This window comes from Streptomyces canarius (assembly GCF_014650735.1).
GTDB classification, from domain to species: domain Bacteria; phylum Actinomycetota; class Actinomycetes; order Streptomycetales; family Streptomycetaceae; genus Streptomyces; species Streptomyces olivaceoviridis.
Map to the genome: position 1 here is coordinate 221,005 of NZ_BMVN01000012.1, position 21,420 is coordinate 242,424.

A 21,420-nucleotide genomic window follows, 5' to 3' on the forward strand; every position below is an offset into this window, starting at 1 on the left:
CCGGTCCCGCGGGCCCGCCGGCGCCGTGGGGTGTGGCGGGCGCCCGGCAGGGCACGCGGAGGCGGACCAGCCGAGTCGAGGACGGTGCCACGACGACCGAGTACGAGCCTTCCCGCCCCCTGGCACGCAGGGCCGCCGACGGGCTCCGCACCGGCCACACCGGACGGCCGCGCGTCGCCGTCACGGTCGGCCGGCTCCGGAGCACACCATGGAATGCCCGAAGCAGTACGCCGTCGCCGCCTCCGGACAGTGGACGGACGAGGAGGACGGCCGGCGCCGGCTGCCCGTCGGCGGGGTCCACGCGTGGGAGCCGGGTCCGGACCAGACCGTCCGCGGACCGTCCCTCAGCCGCTCCCGGCTGACGCGCTTCCCGCACGTCGGCCGGCCGGACACCTTCCCGGAATCCGGGGGCGCGGCAGACCGGGTGCGGCGCGTGTGCCCGCGCCGCGCGTCCGTGGCCGGACGCCGCGGCGGTGAGGCACGGCCACGGTGGCACCGCACCGATCCCCGGCCCTGAACGCCACGTCAGGGGCGGGGTGCCGGGGTACTCGCCGATCACCGTCAGGCCGGGACGAGCACCCCCCGCGCGAACCGGTTCAGGGACGCCGTGAACGCGGTGACGAAGGCGTCCCTCGCCTCCTCCGGGAGCGCGTCCAGGGACAAATAGGGGTTGACGTCCTCCAGTTCGACCAGCAGCAGACCTCCGTCCGCGGCGCGGCAGGCGTCGACGCGCTGGATGCCGTACCCGAGGTCGTTCCAGTCGATGAACCGGCGGGCGAACTCCAGGTCGGCGGCGGTGGCCCGGTACGGCCGCAGCTCCCAGCGGCGCTCCGGGTCGGGGGCGTAGAGGGCGTACTGGAAGTCGTCGTCGACGAAGTAGAAGGACACCTCGTAGGCGAAGTCGACGCACGGCTGGATCAGGACGTCCCCGGTGGCGAGTCCGGCGACCTCGCCACCGGGGACGACGCGCAGGCCGAGGGAGTCCGCGCCGTGCTTCGGCTTGACCACGTACCGCTCGGCGGCCGGCAGCCGGTCCAGGTCCTCGGCGCGGTCGACGGTCGGGATCACCGGGAAACCGGCGGCGTCCAGGTCGAGCAGGTACTGCTTCCCGGCCATGTCGGCCTTCCCGGTGAGCGGGTTGTACACCCGGGTCCCGGCGGCGAGCGCCCGCGCGCGGAAGGCGTCGTACTCCTTCCGGTAGCCGAGGACGGGCCCACTGTTGCGGACGACGACGGCGTCGAAGCCGTCCATCAGGGCGGCGGCGTCCACCGGATGACACAGGGCCAGGTCGAAGTGGGCGCGCAGCCGGGACGTGAGGTGGATGTCCTCGTCGCAGTAACGGCGCCCACGCGCCCGGTACGCCAGGTCGGTGACGTAGAGCAGGCGGGGGCGGGCGGCGGGCATGGGGGCTCCTCGGGGCGGCGCGGGGGCTGCGGATGCGGTGCGGGTGGGTGGTGCGGCGCGGTGCGGGGCCGGTGTCGGCGGCGTCTTCGACGGCGGCGGTGACGGCGGAGAAAGGTTACGCCGCAGGGTGCGGCGGCTTTCGGCCACCCCCGGTCACCACCCGTCTCCCGCCCCGCACCGCACGGCCCGGTCGGACCGCTCCGAGGTGACCTCGGAAGCACTCGGTTCCCCCGGAAGGACACTCACGCTGCACTGAGTGCCACGAATCCCGTCCGGGTGCTACGTTCCCGTCCATGAGCTCCAGCAGTGCGGCGCCGGCCGCGAAGCCGCCGATCCGGGACGCCCTGGTGGCGGCGGCCTTCCGGCTCTTCCTGGAACGCGGGTACGAGCAGACCACCGTGGACGACATCGTGGCCCTGGCCGGGGTGGGCCGGCGCTCGTTCTTCCGCTACTTCCCCTCCAAGGAGGACGTGGTCTTCCCCGACCACGAGCGCTGCCTGGCCGACATGACCGCCTTCCTCGCGGCCGGCGGCGCGGAACACGAGCCGGTGCGGCGGGTGTGCGACGCGGCCCGGCTGGTGTTGCGGATGTACGCCGAGAACCCGGCCTTCTCCGTGCAGCGCTACCGCCTCACCCGGCGGGTGCCGGGCCTGCGCGCGTACGAGCTGTCGGTGGTGTGGCGCTACGAACGCGCGCTCGCCGAGTACCTCCGCGCCCGTTTCGCGGGACGGCCCGACGGGACTCTGCGCGCCGACGTGATCGCGGCGGCGGTCGTCGCCGCGCACAACAACGCCCTGCGCTCCTGGCTGCGTTCGGAGGGCAAGGGTGACCCGGGGGCCGCCGTGGACCACGCGCTGGGGTACGTGCAGAAGACGTACGGCCGGCCGGCTCAGGCTCCGCCGGCCCCCGCCGCGCGGGCGGGGCGGCCCGACGACGTGGTGGTGCTGGTGTCCCGGCGGGACGCGCCGCTGTGGCGGGTCGTGCAGGAACTGGAGACGGCGCTCGGCCGGGCCTGACCGGGAACAGGGGTGATGAGGGGTACCGAGTGCCTTTACGAGTGACACTCAGTGCCATACTCTGTCGGCGTGCGCGGTGGCACGGCAACCGCGCACACGTGTGCCCGGTCCGCCCCGGGCACGCGGGATTCCGGCCGAGCGCAGGGAGTTGACCAGCGTGTACCCCCCCTCAGCAAGCACCTCGCATCCGGTGGCCGGTTCCGCGGCGGGCGTTCTCGATCCCGCCGCCGCGGACTCCAAGGACGCCATCCTCTTCCAGCGCTGCACCTGGTGCGGCACCGCGATGTACCACCGGCTGCTGTGTCCGGTCTGCCAGGGCAGTGAGTTGCGCACCGAGCGCAGCGAGGGCGTCGGCACGGTCCGCCACTCCACGGTGGTGCACCGCAACACACCGGCGGCGCGCAATGTGTCGCTGATCGAGATGGCCGAGGGGTTCGTCGTACGGGGCCGGGTCATGGGTCCGCCGATCGGCATCCACAGCGGCGACCGGGTGCGGTTGTCCACCGCCAAGGACCCGGTGCGCGGGGAGCCGGTCTTCCAGCTGCTGGACGAGCCGTACCGGGCCTGGAGCTGACCCGCCGTAGCCCGCCGGCACGGTGCCGCTGACACCACGGCCGGGTCCCCTCCTCCGCCCACGCGGACCATCACCTCGCCCGCACAGGCAACCCACAGCCCCCGCTCCGCATCCTCCCGGGGCGAGGGGCGTCCGGGACTGCCGGGACGCCCGAGGTCGGTGTTCGAGGAGGATCAGTGGTCCGTGCCCGGCGTATATGGGTGACCGCCGCCGCGTTGCTCGCGGTGGCGGGGGCATCCCCGGGAGTGGCGGTCGCCCACTCTCAACCAGCCGCAGCACAAGGCACATCGCAGGGAAACGACGGCGCGCCACTGCCGCCCGGGTGGCGGCTGGCCGGCGAGGGCTCCGCGTCGCGACTGGTGTGGCGGTCGGCCCGGCCGGTGCCCATGGGGGACGCGCGGGTCGAGTTCCGGGCCGGAGGGCGGCTGTTGGGGGTGCCGCGGCCCGGCGCGGACGGGCACACCTTCGGGCTGCCGCTCGACGGGCGGCCCGCGACGGGGTTGCGCGGTCTGGAAGTCTGGTCCGGCGGGCGGCGGTTGGACGCCCCCGACGCGGCAGATGCGGCTTCGGCGGCGCGGTTGCCGGCAGCGCTGCCCGCGAACGGGGTGGACCCGGGCAAGCCCGGTGCGTACCGCACCAGGACGGGCGAGTACAGCCTGAAGTCGGTGCGGCTGCCGGGGTTCTCCGCGCCCGTGGAGATGCGCGCCGTGGTCGTCGCGCCGGTCGGCGCGTCCGGCAAGCGCCCCCTCGCGCTCTTCCTGCACGGCCGTCACTACACCTGCTACAAGGGGCAGGACATCACCGGTGACTGGCCCTGCAAGGCCGGTGCCAAGCCGGTGCCCAGCCACCGCGGTTACCTGCGGGACCAGAAACTGCTCGCCTCCCAGGGCTACATGACCGTGTCGGTCTCGGCCAACGGCGTCAACGCGCAGGACTTCGCGGCGGAGGACGGCGGCGCGCAGGCGCGGTCGTCGCTGGTGCGGCTGCACCTCGCCCGCTGGGCCGACTGGGCCGAGCACCCGCGGTCCGCGCCGAAGGTGGTCCGCGAGGCGCCCCGCGCCGATCTGTCGCGGGTGCTGCTGGTCGGGCACTCGCGGGGCGGCGAGGGCGTCAACCGGGCCGCGCTGGACAGCCTCACCCCGCCGCCCGCCGACCAGGACGGCTACCACGGGCCGGTGCGCTGGCACATCCGGGGCACCGTCCTCATCGGCCCGACCGTCTTCGGGCAGAACCCCGTGCCGGACGTGCCGTCGATGACGATCCTGCCGGGCTGTGACGGTGACGTCTCCGACCTCCAGGGCGAGGTGTACGTCGACGGCACGCGCGCGGTCGGCAACGGCACGGCACTGCACAGCGCGGTGTACGTGATCGGCGCCAACCACAACTTCTTCAACTCGGAGTGGACGCCGGGCCAGTCCGCGGCGCCCGCCGACGACGACTTCTTCGACGACCCGCAGCACCACGACCCGGTGTGCGGCAAGCGGGCCGCGACCCGGCTGACCGCCGACCGGCAGCACCGGGCCGGCTCGACCTACATCGCCGCCGCCGCGCGGCTGTTCCTCGCCGGGGACGACCGGGTACGGCCGCTGCTCGACGGCTCCGGGAAGCGGGCGCCGTCGGCGGACCCGGCACGGGTCCTCAGCCATGCGGTGGGCGCCCGCCGGGGCGGCGGGTTCCTGCCGGACGCCGGGGTGTCGGTGACCGGCGGCAGGCTGTGCGCCGCGGTGGACCCGAGCCCGGCCAGGACCTGCCTGGGCACGGGTGCCAAGGGGGCCTCTCCGCACTTCGCGCAGTGGGAGACGGACCGGGAGACCGGCCGGAGCGCGATCGCGCTGCGCTGGACGCGCCCCGGCAGCCCGGCCCGGATGACCGTGGCGAAGCCGGTGTCCCTGTCCGGCGCGAAGGCGCTGGCGCTGCGGCTGTTCGTGCCGCCGAACTCCCGGGCCGCCCAGCTGGACGTGTCGCTGACCGACGCTTCCGGCAAGAAGGCCAAGCTCGGCCGGATCACGCCCGCCGGGTTGCCCGGCAGTGAACGGACCGCCTCCTACTGGGCGCAGGAGATCCGCGTGCCGCTGACCGCGGCCGGCCACGCCGGGCTTGACCTGCGCTCGGTCAAGTCCCTGGAGCTGACGCCCCGTTCGGCGTCCGGACGGGCCTGGCTCATGGACGCGTGGGGCTGGCGGCCGGGGACGCCCGCGGTGCGCACCGACGCGCTGCCGCGCGTGGATATCGGCCGGACGACCGTGGACGAGGGCGACTCGGGCGTGCGCACCTACCGGGTCCCGGTCCAGGTGACGGGCCGGGGCGGCAGCGGCAAGGTCCGCGTGTACGTGCTCGACCCGGCCACCGGCAAGGCCGCGGACCGGCTGGTGACGGTGCGTCCGGGCGGCCAGGACATCGACGTACCGGTCGAGGTGAAGGGCAACACCCGCTACGGCACCGATGTGTCGTACGACGTGCTGGTCAAGGCGGTCCGGGGTGCGGTCGTCGGTTCCTACCGGGGCGGCATCACCGTCCACGACGACGATCCGGCGCCCGCGATGACCGTCACGCCCGTCGCCGGTGAGGTGACCGAGGGGCAGACGCTGAAGTGGCGGGTGTCGCTGTCGGAGCCGGTGGACGTCGACATGAGCGCGCTGTTCGAGGTCGCGCCGGCCACCGCGCCGGAGCTGTCCACGAAGGACGTCCCGGCCGGCTGGCTGCGGGACACCACCGGGGAGAAGCCCGACCCGGAGCGTCCGCTGTCCAAGGTGACCGGGTTCTACCTGTGGGCGGACATCCCGGCGGGGAGGACGAGCGCGGAGATCACCCTGCCCACGGTGAAGGACGGGGTGCGGGAGTCCACCGAGTCGGTGCTGTTCCGGCAGATCGACCCGCACACCGGGGAGCCGCGGACCGGGGGCCTTGAGCTGTCCGGTTCGGTGCTGGACGCCTCGTAGGGCGCCGGTTCCGGGTGGCCCTCACTCCCCGAGGGTCACCCGGACGCCGACGGTGCCGTCCAGGCCGCGCCGGAGCCGGCTGCCCAGCAGGGTGAGGCGGCCGAGGAGGCCGTACTTGCGGGCGATCAGGCTCCGGTAGCGGGCGGTGGTGGCCGGATCGACGATCTCGGCGGTGGCCGGCACCTGGTCGCCGGTCGGATTGCCACGCACGTCGCACGGGCCGACGAGGACGTCCGGGCGGCGCCGGATCCGCTTGACCTTCCCGCTGTCGGCCGCCGTCCACACCCCGACCGCGCCGCCGTCCCGGACGACCCACACCGGGGTCGCGACGGGGGTGCCGTTCTTCCGGTGGCTGGTCACCAGCAGGTACTTGCCGGAGCCGAGCCGGTCGAGCCGCGTGTCGTCCATGACCGCAGTGTAGGAGGGCGGGCGTTGCCGGCGAAGCCCGGTGACTCGGGCCGGCCCCACGGGCGGGCGGTGCCGTGCGCCATGCTGGTCATGTGGCCCGGTCGGGACGAAGGGCTGTGGCGTGGCTGGGGACGGAGCCGGCGGAACGCGCGGGCGGTGGGGCGCGGCGGAGGGCCGCGTCCGGGAGGTGGCCTGCGACGAGTCGGGGTCGGACGGGGAGAACCCGCTCGGTGGGAACACGGACCGGGCGGTGCTGGTATGGCTGCCGTCCGCCGACGGGCCGATCCACGGGCGGCCCCATGCGCACCTGACGGAGAAGGCGTTCCTCGTGGCGGACCGGGCCGTCGGCCTGCTGCCCGGGGACCCGGCGGACGCCGTTTCCCTCTACCGGCAGGGTCGGGAGGTCTTCGGAGCCGACGCCCGGCGGACGCTCCTCGTGTCCGCGAACGCCCTGCTACGAGCCCGCCCGGGCGGGCCGAACGCGCGGACGCCGGGGCGGACCGCCCGGCGGGACGGGATCGCGCTCCACGGGCTGCGGCTGGTCGGCTCCCGGGACGACACCCGGGTGCAGATCGCCGGCTTCCTGGCCGAGGTGCCCGCCGCGTCGCCTGCGACGAGCCGGCCGGCACGGGTGACCCGGAGCTGACCGCGTGCCTGCGGCCGTACGTCGCGGCGGAGTCGGTGTGGGGCCACGCGCGCAGCGGGGCCCGGCTCGCTCCGGCCGGAGAAACCCCGGGCCGGGCGGCGGAGATCAACTCGGGCGTCTAGATTGCGTCTTGCACGGCGCCATTCCGTCAGGCATCCCATCAGGCACCCAGGAGCTGACCCACGTGACCGACAACCCGGCAGCCACCAACGACGTGGCCGTGTCGCTGCGCGCCCGTATCAACACCGGCCAGCCGCACACCGCCCGGATCTGGAACTACTGGCTCGGCGGCAAGGACAACTACGAGGTCGACCGGGCGGCCGGCGACCAGATCCGCCAACTGCACCCAGGGATCGGGGAGTACGCGCGCGCCGACCGGCTGTTCCTGGGCCGCGCGGTGCGCCATCTGGTCGGTGAGGCGGGCATCCGGCAGTTCCTGGACATCGGCACCGGGCTGCCCACCGCCGACAACACCCACGAGGTGGCGCAGCGGATCGCGCCGGAGTCCCGGATCGTGTACGTCGACAACGACCCGCTCGTCCTCGCGCACGCGCGTGCCCTGCTGACCAGCACACCGCAGGGCCGTACCGACTATCTGGACGAGGATCTGCGCAACGTCGACGCGATCCTCGAACACGCGGCGAATACGCTGGACTTCAGTCAGCCGGTGGCGCTGATGCTGCTCGGCGTGGTCATCTTCATCGGCGACGACGAGGACCCGTACGGGCTGGTGCGGCGGTTGACGGACCGGCTGCCGGCGGGCAGCCACCTGGTGCTGTCGCACACCATCACCAGCCCGTCGATGCCGGACGTGGACGAGGCGGTGACGTTCTGGAACGAGCACGGCACTCCGAAGCTGAAGCAGCGCACTCCCGAGGACGTGGCCCGGTTCTTCGACGGCCTGGAACTGCTGGAGCCGGGTGTGGTGTCCTGCTCGCGGTGGCGCCCGGAGGGCGGCGACGGGGCCGAGCCGGAGGAGGTCGCCATGTTCGGCGGGGTGGCCCGCAAGAACTGACCGCGCGCGGGAGTGCACCGGCGCCGGTGAACGCCGTGGCCCCGGCCCCCGTATGGAGGAGCGGGCCCTCGACGATCCGGGGGCCTCGCGGTGCCGGTACGGGCAGCGCGCGTTCGGGTTCGGCTTCGGGAGCCATGCATGCGGCACGCACGACGACGGGTCGTCCGGCGAGTGACACGGCTGGCGGCGGTCGGCGGACTCCTCCTGGGGGGCGCGATGGTCACCCAGGCGGCCATGGCGAGCGAGACACCGTCCGCGCCCGCCAGACCGCTCGTCGCCACGGGCGACACCGGCGCCGCGCTGGTGGCGCGGCTCGGCACGGCCCGTACGGCGGGCGACTGGATCGGCGCCGACGGGCGTACGGTCGTGGCCGTGACCGACGAGGCGACGGCCCGGGAGGTGCGGCGGGCCGGGGCGGAGGCGAAGGTCGTGCCGCACAGCATGAACGAGCTGAAGTCGGCGACGGCGACGCTGCGTTCGGCCCCACGGGTGCCGGGCACGGCGTGGGCGGTCGACTACCGGACCAACCGGGTCGTGGTGCGGGCGGACCGCACGGTGTCCGCCGGGGACTGGTCGCGGCTGACCCGGGTGGCCACGGGGATCGGCGGCTTCGTGCACATGGAGCGTACGCAGGGCACGTTCACCACGCGGCTGAACGGCGCCCAGCCGATCCTGTCGACGGGGGGTCGCTGCTCGGCCGGGTTCAATGTCACCGACGGGCAGTCCGACTTCATCCTCACCGCCGGCCACTGCGGGCCCGCCGGGTCCACCTGGTTCGCCGACAACCAGGGCGGTCGGCAGCTCGGCAGGACCGTGAACAGTTCCTTCCCGGGCAGTGACTTCTCGCTCGTGCAGTACGCCGGCGGCACGGCCGGTGCGGGCGCCGACGTCGTCGCGATCGGCGGTGGCAAGGGGGTGCGGATCACGGGAGTCGCCGATCCTGCGGTGGGGCAGCGGGTGTTCCGCAGCGGCAGCACCAGCGGTCTGCGCGACGGCCAGGTCACGGCGCTGAACGCGACCGTCAACTACCCGGAGGGCACGGTCACCGGGCTCATCGAGACCACCGTGTGCGCCGAACCGGGCGACAGCGGCGGCCCGTTGTTCGCCGAGGGCATCGCGCTCGGCGTCACCTCGGGCGGGAACGGCGACTGCACGGCGGGCGGGACGACGTTCTTCCAGCCGGTGACCAAGGCGCTGACGGCGCTCGGGGTCCGGCTGATCGTGTCGGCGCGGAACGCGGCCGGCGCCCCGGGCGGCACCCCCTCCCCCGCGCCGTCGGCCTCCGCGGTCCAGGGCGCGATGGCGCCCAGCGCGGCCTCGCCGGGCTCCTCTGCGCCGGTCACGGGCGCGCCCCAGGGCAGCACTGCGCTGGCGCGGCTGACCGACACCCGGAACGTGGGGCCGGGGCTGCTGGTCATCGCGGGCAGTCTGATCGCGCTGGTCGCGACCCGGTACATCCGGGCCGAGCAGGACCGCAAGGCGTACCAGCGGTACTACTCGGCGACGTGGGGCTGACGGGAGGGCCGGGGGAACGGCCAAGGCACCGGGCCGGGGTACGACAAGAAGGGCACCCGTGCGTTCACGGGTGCCCCGGACGGTTCGGCGCGGTGTGCGCGGGGTCGGTCAGGCCGCCCGGTGCGGCTGCGGGGCCGCGGCGGCCCACTCCATCACGAGGCGCTGGTACTCCGCACGCTGCTCGGTGGTCAGTGTCCCGCCCGACCGGCGCCACAGGGCACGGATCTCCTCGTTGACCTCCGCGGCCGATCGCTCGGAGACGGCTTCAACAGTGGTGGACATGCTGTGAAGCATATGCCGATCGAAGTGAAGGCGCTGTGAGCAAGTGCCCGCGATACGGACATTTCGGACCGTGTTACTCATCACGTCAATGTGTCAACCCGAAGCGGGAGTTCACTGCCCGTGCCACCCCTCGCCCCGCCCCGGCTCATTCCCCGGTCCGGCCCAGCACCAGCACCTGGATGGCCAGCACGGCCGCGCCGCGCGCCCAGTCGTGGAAGTCGGACACCTTCGTCTCCAGGTCCACCGGGGCGGCCAGCGGGTGCCGGTGGGAGCGGATGGTGTCGCGGACCGTACTCCCCGCCACATCCATCAGGCCGACGCCCTCTCCCGCGAGCAGGATCTTCTGCGGCATCGCGAAGTTGGCGATCTGCGCGACGAGGGTGCCGAGGGCCCGGGCGGCCTCGACGACGACCCGGGAGGCCATGGGCTCACCGGCGGCGGCACCGGCGAGGATCTCCTCGTAGCCGACGTCCCGGCCGGTGGCGGCGCGCACCTGGTAGCGGATGCTGGGGATGCTGAGCAGCGACGTGGCGCTGCCGCGGGCACCCTCGGGGGTGAGCGGGCCGTAGGGGTCAATGATCCAGTGCCGGCCGAAGCCGCGGTCCTCCTCGTCGTACGGCACCCGGCTGCCGCCGAGCACCAGCCCGTAGCCGATGCCCGCGCCGATGGTCAGCACGGCGAAGCGGTCGAGTCCCCGGCCCGCGCCGAACCAGGTCTCGGCCTCCACCAGGGCGGCGACGTCGTTCTCCACGACGACCGGCAGCCCGGTGCGCTCCCGGACGAGCGTGCCGAGCGGCACGTCCCGCCAGCCCAGGAAGGCCGACTCGCCCACCACCGCACGGTCCCGCACCCGCCCGCCCACACCGATGCCGATGCCGGCCGGGGCGGGGTGCCGTCCGGCCAGTTCGGTGGTCATCTCCGCCAGCAGCGCGGCGACGGCGTCCGGGTCGTGCGTGGTCAGCGGCCGGTCCAGCCGGCCGCTGACGTCACTGCGCAGGGTGGTGACGACGCCGTAGACCCTGTCGGCGGTGATCTTGAATCCGAGGAAGGAGCGTGACTCGGCGACGACGTCGAGGGGCTGCGACGGCCGCCCCTGACGGCTCTCGCCCGCCCCGCCCGTCTCGGCGGCCTCCACCAGCAGCCCGGACTCGATGAGCGGTTTGGTCAGCCGGGTGAGACTGCCCTGGGAGAGGCGCAGCCGCCGGGCCAGCTCGGTGCGGGACAGCGGGCCGTGCACGAGCACCTCGATGGCCACGGAGCGCTCCGCGGGGCTCAGCGGCAGCCAGCTGGTCATAGAAGCGCACCTCTCTGTTTTCTTCCGGTACTGAAGTAAGGCCGCCAGCATACGCGGGCGTGACGGGCAGCCAAGCAGACGTCACCCGACTCTTGACGGCAGAATAATTCCGTGGCGAAAGTAATCACTATGACTTTCTCCCTCGGCATCGTCGGCGCCGGACAGTTCTCCGGGCAGTTCGCCACCCTCTTCCAGGCCCATCCCGGCGTCCGTGACGTCTATGTCACCGACCTGCTGCCCGAGCGGGCCGAGCGGCTCGTCGCCGCGCAGGGGCTCGCGGGCACGTTCCCGTCGTACGAGGCGATGCTGGAGTCGCCGGCGGTCGACGCGGTCGCGATCTTCACCCAGCGCTGGACCCACGGACCGCTCGTCCTGAAGGGACTGGCCGCGGGCAAGCACGTCTACTCGGCCGTCCCCATGGCGATCGCCGTGGAGGAGATGGCCGCGATCATCAACGCGGTCCGGGCCACCGGGCTGACGTACATGATGGGCGAGACCAGCCACTACCACCCGGCGACCGTGCACGCCCGCAACCAGATCGCGGCGGGCGCCTTCGGCCGGCTGTTCTACGCCGAGGGCGACTACGTCCACGACATGGACCTGGGGTTCTACGAGGCCTACCAGTACAGCGGCGGCGAGAACTGGAAGGCGACCGCCAGCTATCCCCCGCTGCTGTACCCGACGCACGCGGTGGGCGGGGTGCTGGGGGCCTGGCAGACGCACGCGGTGAGCGTGTCCGCGATCGGGGTGCGCGACGAGCGCGGCGACGGCGTCTTCGACCGTTCGGTCAGCCAGTTCGACAACGACGTGTCCAACGCGACCGCCTTGTTCGAGGTGGCGGGCGGCGGATCGTTCCGTACGAACGAGTTCCGGCGGGTCGGCTACCCCTCGCACATCCGCGAGTCCCGGTTCCGGTTCTTCGGGACGGAGGCCAGCATGGAACAGCTGGCGACGGTGGCGCTGTGGCAGGACAAGAAGGGGGTCGAGGACATCAGCGAGCTGCTGGAGCCGAAGCCGACCCTGGCCCCCGACGACCCGTCGCTGGCGCACATCGCGCCGGAACTGCGCGCGGCCTTCACCTCCGGCTCGGCGCCGGTGCACGACCGGTCACGGCTGCCCCGGGAGTTCGACCACCTGCACAACGGGCACGAGGGCAGCCACCACTTCCTGGTGGACGACTTCGTCACCGCCGTCACCACACGGACGCTGCCGCCGGTGAACGCGTGGGTGGCCGCCCGCTACACCCTGCCGGGCGTCATCGCGCACGAATCGGCACGGCAGGGCGGTGTCCGGCTGGAGATCCCCGACTTCGGGGACGCGCCGGAGGCGTGAGCTGTCCCGGCGGGCTCAGGTGCCGGGCTTGCGGCCGTAGACGAAGACGTCGTCGCCGTTCCTCAGCAGCGACCAGTACTTCTTGGCGGTCGCGGTGGTCATGTTGACGCAGCCGTGCGAACCGGGCGGGTTCCACATGCTCAGACCCACCGAGTGGAAAGCCTGGCCGCCGTCGAAGAACTGGCTGTAGGGCATCGGCACGTTGTAGAGGGTGGAGACGTGGTCGATGTCCCGCCAGTAGATCTTCTTCAGGCCGGTGCGGGTCTCGTAGCCGTCACGTCCGGTGCGCACCGGCACCGGCCCGTAGACGAGCCGGCTGCCGTCCTGGATCCAGCTGAGCTGGAGCGTGAGGTTCACGCAGGCGATGCGGCCCTTGTTCACCGGGCACTTGCCGTCCTTGTTCGGCTTGTTCCCGACGGCCTTCTGCTTGTTCATCAGGTCCATCACCCCCCAGGTGACGGGACCGGCGTAGCCGATGTTCGGCGTGATGCCGTGCTTGTTCTGGAAGGCCTGGACGGCCTTGCAGTCGGTGGCGGACTGCTTGCCGTCGACCGGCCGGCCCAGGAACTTCTCCACCTGCTTCTGGTACGGCCCGGTCCGCGTGGTGCAGCTCGCGGCCTGGGCCGGCGTCGCGGTGAACGCGAGCGCCAGCGGCGCCACCAGTCCCGTGACGCCCAGCGCGACCACACCTCGTCTGCGTATGACCCCCATGGCGGCCTTTCCCCTTCCCCTTGTGCCCGATTCGTTCGCCCGGGCCTCCCCGGTGCTCTCCAGCGCGATTCCCGCGATGTCGGACTACTAGACCTGGGCGGGCCGGAGATGGTTGTGGTTCCGGTCAGGCTGTGACGAAACGGTGAACTTCCGGCCGTACGGCACCCCGGGCGGTGCGGGTGCTCGCCGTGCCGGCGGCGGCCTCGGACCGGGGGTCAGGAGGTGTGCCGGACGGCCGCGCGGAAGCCGGTGTTGACGGCGGTGAGGCCGCCGTCGACGACGAGGGAGGTCCCGGTGATCCAGGCGGCGTCGCGCGAGGCGAGGAAGGCGACGGCGGCGGCGATGTCCTCCGGCTCGCCGACCCGGCCGAGCGGGTACAGGGGGCGGACGGCGTCGAGTTCGTCGTCGCGGCCTTCCCACGCCGAGCTGCGGACCGTGCCCGGCACCACGAGGTTGACCCGCACGCCCCGGGGCGCCGCGTGCCCGGCGAGGGTGCGGGTGAGCGAGCCGAGGCCGGCCTTGGCGGCGCTGTAGCCGTGGTTGCCGAAGTCCTGCACGCCGTTGACGGAGCCGACGCTGACGATCGCCCCGCGGCCGGAGGCGGCGAGGTGCGGCAGGGCGGCGCGGCAGCAGCGGTAGGCGCCGGTGAGGGTGATGTCGAGGTCGCGCACCCAGGCCTCGTCCGGGTCGTCCTCGAAGAGGGTTACGTCCGAAGTGCAGTGGGCGGCGCTGTTGACCAGCACGTCGAGCGAGCCGAACGCGGCGACGGCGTGGGCGACGGCCGCCTCGACGGCGGCGCGGTCGGCCACGTCACAGGCGAACGCCTCGGCGGCGAGGCCCTGTCGGCGCAGGGCGGATGCGGTCCCTTCGGCCTCGGCCAGGTCCCGGTCGGTGACCAGCACCCGGCCGCCCTCCTCGGCGAGCCGCCGGGCGATGGCCGCACCGATGCCGCGGGCGCCGCCCGTGACGAGAACTCCGTGTCCTGCGAAGCGAGTCGGATCAGTCATGGACCGACGGTACGGCGCCCCGGGCGCCCTTTCACCGGTTCGGCGCCCGGTTTCACCGGTAGCCGGTGACGTCCGCCGGCTTGCCCGCGTCCTGCACCTCGACCAGGTACCGCCAGGCGTCCGGCCGGCTGCCGTCGAGGTCGGTGAAGCCGTACACCCGGGCGAGGCCGCCGCTGGAGAGCGACCGGCCGTTGAACCGGGCCACGTCGGGATCGGCGGCCAGGGCGGCGACGGCCCGGCCGGTGAAACGGGGGGTCTCGGAAATGGCGAAGTGGGGTTCGCGCGCCAGGGCGTCCCGCCAGTTCTCCTCGCGGACGCCGTACGCGTCGAGCATGACCTCGGAGCGCATCCAGCCCGGCGTGACGGCGACGGCGGTGGCACCGCGCGGGCCGAGTTCGTGGCCGAGGGCGAAGGCCATGCGCAGGACGGAGGTTTTGGCGAGGTCGTAGAAGAGGTTCACCCGGTAGGTGTCGCGGTTGTAGTCGGTGGTGCCGTCGGTGACCTCCACGACCAGGCCGCCGGGGTGTCGCAGCAGCAGCGGCAGGGCGTAGTGGCTGGTGACGGCGTGGGTCTCGACCGCGAGCCGGAGCAACCGCAGGCCGTTGTCGAGGTCGTGCTCCCACACGGGGGTGTCCCACTCGAAGAGGTTCTCGCCGCCCCAGATGTCGTTGACGAGGACGTCGAGGCGGCCCCGCTCGGCCGCGACGCGGTCCACCAGGCCCCGTACGGCGGACTTGTCGAGGTGGTCGGCGGCCACGGCGATGCCCTGCCCGCCGGCCGCGGTGACGAGGTCGGCGGTGTCCTCGATGGTCTCGGGGCGGTCGTACTCCGAGCGGCGGGCACGGGTGCTGCGGCCGGTGACGTAGACAGTGGCGCCGGCCGCGCCGAGTTCGACGGCGATGCCCCGTCCGGCGCCCCGGGTCGCCCCGGCGACCAGCGCCACCTTGCCTTCCAGCGGTCCTGACATGTCCGGCCTCCCGTGCGGTACGACTGCGGTGCGACTGTTGTCGCCGTCCACTGTCGCCGGGAAGCCGGACATCTTCTGTCGGCTTTTACGCGGAGTCCCGGGTTGGTCGCCGCGGGACTCGGCGGCCCTCGGGCTCAGTGGCCGCGGGCGATCCACTCTTCCAGGTGGGGGGCCTCGTCGCCGATGGTGGTGCCGTCCCCGTGCCCGGTGAGGACCTTGGTCTCCGGCGGGAGGGTGAGGAGGCGGTTGCGGAGGGAGTCGATGATGGTCGGGAAGTGCGAGTAGGAGCGTCCGGTGGCTCCGGGGCCGCCCTTGAAGAGGGTGTCGCCCGTGAACACGGTGCCGAGGCCCGGGTCGTACAGGCAGACGGCGCCGGGGGCGTGCCCCGGGGTGTGCAGGACGGTGAGGTCGGCGCCGGCGGCCTCGATGACCTGGCCGTCGAGGAGGTGCCGGTCGGGGTCCCGGTGCGGGTGGGTCTGCTGCCACAGCGCCAGGTCGTCCGGGTGCAGCCAGATCGTCGCGCCGGTGAGGTCGGCGAGTTCCGGTGCCGCGTTGACGTGGTCGTTGTGGGCGTGCGTGCACACGATGGCGGTCAGGCGCCGGTCGCCGACGGCGCGGGCGATGGCCTCGGCGTCGTGGGCGGCGTCGATGACGATCACCTCGCGGTCGTCGCCGACGATCCACACGTTGTTCTCCACGTCCCAGGTGCCGCCGTCGAGGGTGAACTGGCCCGAGGTGACGAGGCGTTCGATGCGCGCGGTCATCACAGCACCACCACCGAACGCAGCACGTCGCCGTGATGCATCCGCTCGAACGCCTGCTCCACCTGGTCCAGTTGGATCGTCTCGGTGACGAACGCGTCGAGCGGCAGGCGGCCTTGCAGGTGGAGGTCGATCAGCATGGGGAAGTCCCGGCTGGGCAGGCAGTCGCCGTACCAGGAGGACTTCAGGGCGCCGCCGCGGCCGAAGACGTCCAGCAGGGGCAGTTCCAGCTTCATCTCGGGGGTGGGGACGCCGACGAGGACGACGGTGCCGGCGAGGTCGCGGGCGTAGAAGGCCTGCTGGTAGGTCTCCGGGCGGCCGACGGCCTCGATGACGACGTCCGCGCCGAAGCCGCCGGTCAGCTCGCGGATCGCCTCGACCGGGTCGGCCTGCTTGGAGTTGACGGTGTGGGTGGCGCCCAGCGTGCGGGCCTTCTCCAGCTTGCGGTCGTCGATGTCCACCGCGATGATCTTCGCCGCGCCGGCCAGGTTCGACCCGGCGATCGCCGCGTCGCCGACACCGCCGCAGCCGATGACGGCGACCGAGTCGCCCCGGCCGACGTTCCCGGTGTTGATCGCGGCGCCGATGCCGGCCATCACCCCGCAGCCGAGGAGGCCCGCGACCGCCGGGGAGACGGCCGGGTCGACCTTGGTGCACTGGCCGGCCGCGACGAGCGTCTTCTCGGCGAAGGCCCCGATCCCCAGGGCCGGGGACAGCTCCTGGCCGGTGGCGGCGAGGGTCATCTTCTGCCGCGCGTTGTGGGTGTTGAAGCAGTACCAGGGCCGGCCGCGCAGGCAGGCCCGGCACTGCCCGCACACCGCACGCCAGTTGAGGATGACGAAGTCACCGGGGGCGACGTCGGTGACGCCCTCGCCGACCGACTCCACGACTCCGGCGGCCTCGTGGCCGAGCAGGAAGGGGAAGTCGTCCGAGATGCCACCCTGCTTGTAGTGCAGATCGGTATGGCAGACCCCGCAGGCCTGGACGCGTACGACGGCCTCGCCGGGCCCCGGGTCCGGCACCACGATCGTCTCGACCCGTACCGCCTCGTCCTTGCCCGGTGCGATCACGCCGCGGACTTCCTGCGCCATGGTCTGGCCCCTTCCTTCGTTTGCCTTCGCCGCCGACATTACGCGCGACCGATCGGTAGCGACGGCGGACCACGAGGAGGTTAGTGGATCTTTCCGGACTCGGGCGGCATCGCCCGGCCCGTCCGGGCAGCGGTGAGGGCCGCCCCGGCGGGACGGCCCTCGTGCCGGCGGGCGGGATCAGTGGATGGCGCCGACCAGACCGAGCAGCGGCGCGGCGGGCGCGAGGACCTGCTCCACCTGGTTGAGCTGGTTCAGCTCCTGGAGGTGCTTCAGCTCCTGCAACTGCTCGGTGACCCGCGGCACCCGGCCCCGCTGCTCCGCCGGGATGTCACTGGCGGCGAGCGAGTCCAGCGTGCTCAGCGCGCCGAGTTTCCCGACGAGCGGTGCGCCGGTGCCGGCCGCGTTCGCCTGGGGTACGGCGAGGCCGGCGATCCCGGCGGCCAGACCCACGGCGGCGGCGATACGTCGTGTTGAGATCATGCCTTCAGCAACGGCGACAGGCCCCGGGCGGACACGGGCGGCGGGCCGCGCTCACCCGGGAGGTGGAGCGCGCGGCCGGGCTTGCCGGGGCCGCCGGGGCGGAGGAGTCTCGGAGGTGGGCCCGTGCGGCCCGCTCCTGGCCGGACCGCACGGGCACCTGGACCACACGGGCACCTGAAGGAGGTCACCATGGGTACCGCTGCGGGGTCCGCCTTCGACACCGACACACTGCGCCGGGCCGTCGAGGGCAACACCGGCAACAACCTTCTGTCGCTCTACGCGGACGACGCGGAGATCCGCATCGTCGACCGCAACAACCAGCCCAGTCATCCCACGGTGCTGCACGGCCGGAGCCAGATCGCCGAACTGCTGGACGACGTCTACAGCCGCGACATGACGCACAGGCTGGACCGGTGCGTCGTCCAGGGCGACCACGCGGCCTACTGCGAGTCCTGCGAGTACGGGGACGGCACCCGGGTCCTCGCCGAGTCGATGGTCACCCTGCGGGACGGCAAGATCGCCGATCAGCTGATCATCCAGGCCTGGGACGAGTAGGCCCCGGCCGGGTACGGCGGGAGCGGAAGGAGGCCGAGCGGGTCCGGAGGCCGTACGCACTCTCGGTTACGCTGTACGCGGGCCGTGACTGGCGCTGAGGTGGAGCACCACCGGGGAGCGGTCCGCGTCGGTTGCCGCGCGCCTGGGCGAGGAGAGTCGATCCAGCTCAGGAGTGTGCAGCATGACCCAGGCCCGTCTGATGGACGGCACCGCGCCCGCCCGCCGCATCGTCGAGGACACCGCGAAGAAGGCCGCCGCTCTCACCGAGCGCACCGGTACCGCGCCGTGTCTGGCCACCGTCCTGGTCGGCGAGGACCCGGCGTCCGTGACGTACGTTCGCATGAAGCAGAACCGCAGCCGCAAGGCCGGCATCGAGTCCCGGCACGTCGCCCTGCCCGCGACCACCACGACGGACGAACTCGTCACGACGCTGCGGGGGTTGTCGGCCGACCCGGGGGTGCACGGCATTCTGCTGCAGCACCCGGTGGGCGACCACATCGACGAGCGGGCCGCGTTCGAGGCGATCGCGCCGGAGAAGGACGTCGACGGTGTCACCTTCGCGTCGTTCGCCGCGATGAGCTTCGGGCTGCCGGGCTTCGTCTCCGCCACGCCGGGCGGCATCCTGCGGCTGCTCGACGAGTACGGCGTCGACCCGGCCGGCAAGCGGGCCGTGGTGGTCGGCCGCAGCGCGATCCTCGGCAAGCCGGTGGGCATGCTGCTGCTCGCCCGGGACGCGACCGTGACCTACTGCCACTCGCGCACCCGTGAGCTCTCGGCCGTGGTCCGCGAGGCCGACATCGTCGTGGCCGCGGTCGGCCGACCGCGGCTGATCCGCGGTCAGGACATCAAGCCGGGCGCGGTCGTCATCGACGCGGGCTACAACCCGGGGAACGTCGGCGATGTCGACTTCGACTCGGCCGTGGAGCGGGCGTCGCTGATCACCCCGGTGCCTGGCGGCGTCGGCCCGATGACGATCGCCACGCTCCTGGAACAAACGGTGACGGCCGCCGCCCGGCAGCTGGGGGTGTAAGGGGCAGCCGGGGGCCAACGGTGGCAGCGGGGCGGTGCCGGGTGGCGCTGATCACCGGCCGGCGGCGCCGACCAGCGCGGGGCGGGCGGGTCGGTGCCACACGGCACGGGGCACTGTCAGCCGTCGCCGAGCAGCCCCGAGCGGCGGGTCGGTGCCACCTGGCATGGGGCGCCGACAGACGCCGCCGAGCACCCCCGAGCGGGCAGGTCGGTGCCACACGGCCGGCTCCGGGCCTCGCGGTCAGCGCATCCAGGCGTTGTAGTCCATGACGTCCCCGGCCTTGACGCCGTACTCGGGGGCGTCCCGGGTGAAGGTGGTCTCCAGGCCGAGGACGGTGCCGGTGCGCGGGTCGAGGATCAGCATCCGCCGGCCGCCCCCACCCTCGTACACGTACGCCTGCCCGGGACGGCCGAGGCGGTCGGTCACCTGTCCCACGGCCCGCAGCCCCTTGGCGTCCGCGAGGACCCTGACCAGTGCCGCGGACTCCCGCGCGCCGAGCGTCCAGTGGTCCAGCAGCTCCCCGACGGCGTCGAGGAGCCGGGGGGTGCCCAGGGGCTCGGTACGGACGGTCTCGGCGAGGTAGGCGCGCAGGGCGGCCGGGGTGTGCGGCGGCGGCGCCTCGGGCGGAGCGTCGCTCCAGCTCGGCGGGTAGGTGGCCCGGCTGAGGACGTGGCCGTCGGCCACCACGCGGGGGTCTCCGCCCTCGTCGGTGAGGACCGGGCGGCCCGGACGGCGCGGGTCGGTCGCCACGACCAGCTCGGTGTGGCTGTCGTCCGCGCGCCAGCGCACCACCCGCTCCTCGGGCAGGGTGACGGGGGGTTTGCCGTCGGTCATGCTCAGGCTCCACGACTGCACGTGCGTGCCCTTGCGCAGGCGCGGCGAGCCGTCGGCGGCGGCCGCGGCCCGTTCGGCCAGCCGCGTCAGCGGGACGGGCGTGGAGTCGGCGCGGACGGTCAGCGGCCGGGGAGCGGCGAGGGCGGGCTGGGTGTTCGGCCCGCCGACCAGTGCGGCGAGCGCGGTCGCCAGTACGACGCCCGTGGCGGCGAGGCCCCACAGCAGCCGGGCGCGGGGGACGCGGCGCGTCGGGCGGGGTGGACGCAGCAGTTCATCGAGCCGCCACTCGCCGCGCTGGTCCAGGGGCCCGTCACCGAAGTACGGCCCGTCGTGCGGTACGGGGTTGGCGCGCCGGAGGAGTTCGAGTTCGTCAGGCATGTCGGGGGTCCTTGCGCAGGCATGCGTCGGTGGTGGGCGCGGGGCCGGAGGATCGCCGGTCGGGGCGGACGTCGCCGTCGGGCGTCGGTCCCCCGGCAGGCGCTGTGGGCAGCGCTTCGAGTGACGGTCCTCCAGGGGCTGCCGTGGGCGGCGCCTCGGGCGACGGTTCGCCAGGGCACGGCTCGCGCGGCGCTTGCGGCGACGGTGCCGCGGGGCTCGGGCGCGTCTCGGGCGGCGGCGTGTGTGCCGGCGGTGCCGCGGGGCAGAGTCGGTCGATCTCCGTGCGCAGGCGGCGGCGGGCGCGGTGGAGGCGCATGGCCGCCGCGCGGCGGCCACAGCCGAGGGCGACCGCGATCTCCTCGGCGCCGAGTTCCTCCCAGGCGGCGAGGCGCAGTATCTCCTGGTCGGCCGGGGCCAGCCGGTCCAGGGCCTCGTGGACCCAGGCGCCCGGTGCCTCCGTGCCGGGGCCTGCCGCGATGTGCCGGCCGTGCGCGGCCTCGTCGTTGCCCAGCCGGTCCACCAGCCGGCGCCGGCGCCCGTAGCCGCGTACCGCGTTGGCCAGGCAGTTCCGGGCCACCCCGTACAGCCAGGGCAGCGGCGCGGCCGGCAGGTCGGCCCGGCGTCGCCAGGCGACCGTGAACACCTCCGCCACCACTTCCTCCACCTCGTCGGTCCGCCCCTGAAGTCGCCTGGCGACATAACGGCTGACCGCCCAGTAGTGCTCGCGATAGGCAGCGGCGAAGATCTCGTCGTTGCTCATGCTCGGTTCGTGTCCGGCACCCCCCGGATCGTCACACCCTTCTTCCGTGATGCTCCTCGCGTCCCCCGAGTGTGACCTCCGGGCGGGACGCGGACACAGGCGGGGCGTGAAGAGGATCCGAGACACCAGAGCCGTGCAGTGGCTCACCAGCACCGACCACAAGACGATCGGCACGCTCTACCTGGTCACCGCGTTCGCGTTCTTCCTGATCGGCGGCGTGATGGCGCTGATCATGCGCGCCGAGCTGGCCCGGCCGGGGCTCCAGTTCATGTCGAACGAGCAGTTCAACCAGGCGTTCACGATGCACGGCACGATCATGCTGCTGATGTTCGCGACGCCGCTGTTCGCCGGTTTCGCGAACTGGATCATGCCGTTGCAGATCGGCGCGCCCGACGTGGCGTTCCCGCGGCTGAACATGTTC

Annotated in this window: 22 protein-coding genes, 1 pseudogene and 1 riboswitch; of the genes and pseudogenes, 11 read left to right on the forward strand and 12 right to left on the reverse strand. The window is 73.4% G+C overall.

Annotated elements, in window-relative coordinates; all coding sequences use genetic code 11:
• Positions 1-208: 208 nt before the first annotated feature.
• Positions 209-517 (forward strand): hypothetical protein, encoded by a 309-nt coding sequence (locus tag IE294_RS19570; RefSeq protein WP_189887790.1) that lies wholly within the window; start codon positions 209-211, stop codon positions 515-517.
• A 44-nt stretch (positions 518-561) separates the two neighbouring features.
• On the opposite strand, the gene IE294_RS19575 is transcribed toward IE294_RS19570, so the two are convergent.
• On the reverse strand, positions 562-1,404 hold the full coding sequence (locus tag IE294_RS19575) for an ATP-grasp domain-containing protein (RefSeq protein WP_189887792.1): 843 nt from the start codon (positions 1,402-1,404) through the stop codon (positions 562-564).
• 293 nt (positions 1,405-1,697) lie between these two features.
• Between IE294_RS19575 and IE294_RS19580 the strand changes: the two genes are divergently transcribed.
• From IE294_RS19580 to IE294_RS19590, 3 genes are all read left to right on the forward strand, one after another.
• Positions 1,698-2,420: a TetR family transcriptional regulator gene (locus IE294_RS19580; protein WP_189887804.1), complete on the forward strand. Its 723-nt coding sequence runs from the start codon at positions 1,698-1,700 to the stop codon at positions 2,418-2,420.
• 157 nt (positions 2,421-2,577) lie between these two features.
• Positions 2,578-2,994, forward strand: a complete 417-nt coding sequence (locus IE294_RS19585) for a Zn-ribbon domain-containing OB-fold protein (protein WP_189887806.1) — start codon at positions 2,578-2,580, stop codon at positions 2,992-2,994.
• A gap of 386 nt (positions 2,995-3,380) precedes the next feature.
• Positions 3,381-5,933, forward strand: a complete 2,553-nt coding sequence (locus IE294_RS19590) for a hypothetical protein (RefSeq protein WP_229917228.1) — start codon at positions 3,381-3,383, stop codon at positions 5,931-5,933.
• Between the two features lie 21 nt (positions 5,934-5,954).
• Here IE294_RS19590 and IE294_RS19595 read toward each other — a convergent pair whose 3' ends face one another.
• Positions 5,955-6,341: a PPOX class F420-dependent oxidoreductase gene (locus IE294_RS19595; RefSeq protein WP_189887810.1), complete on the reverse strand. Its 387-nt coding sequence runs from the start codon at positions 6,339-6,341 to the stop codon at positions 5,955-5,957.
• Between the two features lie 121 nt (positions 6,342-6,462).
• Here IE294_RS19595 and IE294_RS19600 point away from each other — a divergent pair, with 121 nt between their 5' ends.
• The 3 genes from IE294_RS19600 (at position 6,463) to IE294_RS19610 (ending at position 9,517) form a co-directional block, all read left to right on the forward strand.
• Entirely contained in the window at positions 6,463-6,987 is a 525-nt protein-coding gene (locus tag IE294_RS19600) for a hypothetical protein (protein ID WP_373315833.1), read from the forward strand.
• A gap of 184 nt (positions 6,988-7,171) precedes the next feature.
• A complete protein-coding gene (locus IE294_RS19605; protein ID WP_189887812.1) occupies positions 7,172-8,002 on the forward strand; it encodes an SAM-dependent methyltransferase in 831 nt (276 codons plus the stop codon).
• A gap of 138 nt (positions 8,003-8,140) precedes the next feature.
• Positions 8,141-9,517 (forward strand): S1 family peptidase, encoded by a 1,377-nt coding sequence (locus IE294_RS19610; RefSeq protein WP_189887815.1) that lies wholly within the window; start codon positions 8,141-8,143, stop codon positions 9,515-9,517.
• Between the two features lie 108 nt (positions 9,518-9,625).
• Here IE294_RS19610 and IE294_RS19615 read toward each other — a convergent pair whose 3' ends face one another.
• Both IE294_RS19615 and IE294_RS19620 read right to left on the reverse strand, forming a co-directional pair.
• Positions 9,626-9,811 carry a hypothetical protein gene (locus tag IE294_RS19615; RefSeq protein WP_030640852.1) on the reverse strand — a complete coding sequence of 62 codons (186 nt, stop codon included), beginning with the start codon at positions 9,809-9,811 and terminating at the stop codon, positions 9,626-9,628.
• 133 nt (positions 9,812-9,944) lie between these two features.
• Positions 9,945-11,093: an ROK family transcriptional regulator gene (locus IE294_RS19620; RefSeq protein WP_189887817.1), complete on the reverse strand. Its 1,149-nt coding sequence runs from the start codon at positions 11,091-11,093 to the stop codon at positions 9,945-9,947.
• Between the two features lie 129 nt (positions 11,094-11,222).
• Between IE294_RS19620 and IE294_RS19625 the strand changes: the two genes are divergently transcribed.
• Complete coding sequence (locus IE294_RS19625) at positions 11,223-12,425, forward strand: Gfo/Idh/MocA family protein (protein ID WP_189887819.1); 1,203 nt, start codon at positions 11,223-11,225, stop codon at positions 12,423-12,425.
• Between the two features lie 15 nt (positions 12,426-12,440).
• Here the strand turns inward: IE294_RS19625 and IE294_RS19630 are convergent, their stop codons facing one another.
• From IE294_RS19630 to IE294_RS19655, 6 genes are all read right to left on the reverse strand, one after another.
• The gene (locus tag IE294_RS19630; RefSeq protein WP_189887821.1) at positions 12,441-13,136 is read right to left on the reverse strand and encodes a L,D-transpeptidase family protein; all 696 of its coding nucleotides are present in this window, start codon (positions 13,134-13,136) and stop codon (positions 12,441-12,443) included.
• A 215-nt stretch (positions 13,137-13,351) separates the two neighbouring features.
• Positions 13,352-14,143 carry an SDR family NAD(P)-dependent oxidoreductase gene (locus tag IE294_RS19635; RefSeq protein WP_189887823.1) on the reverse strand — a complete coding sequence of 264 codons (792 nt, stop codon included), beginning with the start codon at positions 14,141-14,143 and terminating at the stop codon, positions 13,352-13,354.
• Between the two features lie 52 nt (positions 14,144-14,195).
• Positions 14,196-15,110, reverse strand: coding sequence for an SDR family oxidoreductase (locus IE294_RS19640; RefSeq protein ID WP_189887825.1), 915 nt, complete (start codon positions 15,108-15,110; stop codon positions 14,196-14,198).
• 134 nt (positions 15,111-15,244) lie between these two features.
• Positions 15,245-15,874: an MBL fold metallo-hydrolase gene (locus tag IE294_RS19645; RefSeq protein WP_189887827.1), complete on the reverse strand. Its 630-nt coding sequence runs from the start codon at positions 15,872-15,874 to the stop codon at positions 15,245-15,247.
• Positions 15,874-16,962, reverse strand: a complete 1,089-nt coding sequence (locus tag IE294_RS19650) for an S-(hydroxymethyl)mycothiol dehydrogenase (RefSeq protein ID WP_189887829.1) — start codon at positions 16,960-16,962, stop codon at positions 15,874-15,876. The genes IE294_RS19645 and IE294_RS19650 overlap by 1 nt, the downstream gene beginning before the upstream one ends.
• A 177-nt stretch (positions 16,963-17,139) precedes the next feature.
• Entirely contained in the window at positions 17,140-17,442 is a 303-nt protein-coding gene (locus IE294_RS19655; RefSeq protein ID WP_189887831.1) for a hypothetical protein, read from the reverse strand.
• A 189-nt stretch (positions 17,443-17,631) separates the two neighbouring features.
• Here IE294_RS19655 and IE294_RS19660 point away from each other — a divergent pair, with 189 nt between their 5' ends.
• Both IE294_RS19660 and IE294_RS19665 read left to right on the forward strand, forming a co-directional pair.
• The gene (locus IE294_RS19660) at positions 17,632-17,997 is read left to right on the forward strand and encodes a nuclear transport factor 2 family protein (protein WP_059262508.1); all 366 of its coding nucleotides are present in this window, start codon (positions 17,632-17,634) and stop codon (positions 17,995-17,997) included.
• Between the two features lie 74 nt (positions 17,998-18,071).
• Positions 18,072-18,152: riboswitch (ZMP/ZTP riboswitch) on the forward strand.
• Positions 18,153-18,178: 26 nt separating this feature from the next.
• Positions 18,179-19,027, forward strand: a complete 849-nt coding sequence (locus tag IE294_RS19665; protein ID WP_189887833.1) for a bifunctional 5,10-methylenetetrahydrofolate dehydrogenase/5,10-methenyltetrahydrofolate cyclohydrolase — start codon at positions 18,179-18,181, stop codon at positions 19,025-19,027.
• 240 nt (positions 19,028-19,267) lie between these two features.
• Here the strand turns inward: IE294_RS19665 and IE294_RS19670 are convergent, their stop codons facing one another.
• Positions 19,268-20,239: a CU044_5270 family protein gene (locus tag IE294_RS19670; RefSeq protein ID WP_189887835.1), complete on the reverse strand. Its 972-nt coding sequence runs from the start codon at positions 20,237-20,239 to the stop codon at positions 19,268-19,270.
• A gap of 256 nt (positions 20,240-20,495) precedes the next feature.
• A pseudogene (locus IE294_RS19675) lies at positions 20,496-20,999 on the reverse strand (RNA polymerase sigma factor); the annotation flags it as partial.
• 106 nt (positions 21,000-21,105) lie between these two features.
• On the opposite strand from IE294_RS19675, the gene IE294_RS19680 reads away from it, so the two are divergent.
• On the forward strand, positions 21,106-21,420 hold a 315-nt coding region (locus IE294_RS19680), incomplete at its 3' end, for a cbb3-type cytochrome c oxidase subunit I (protein ID WP_189887839.1).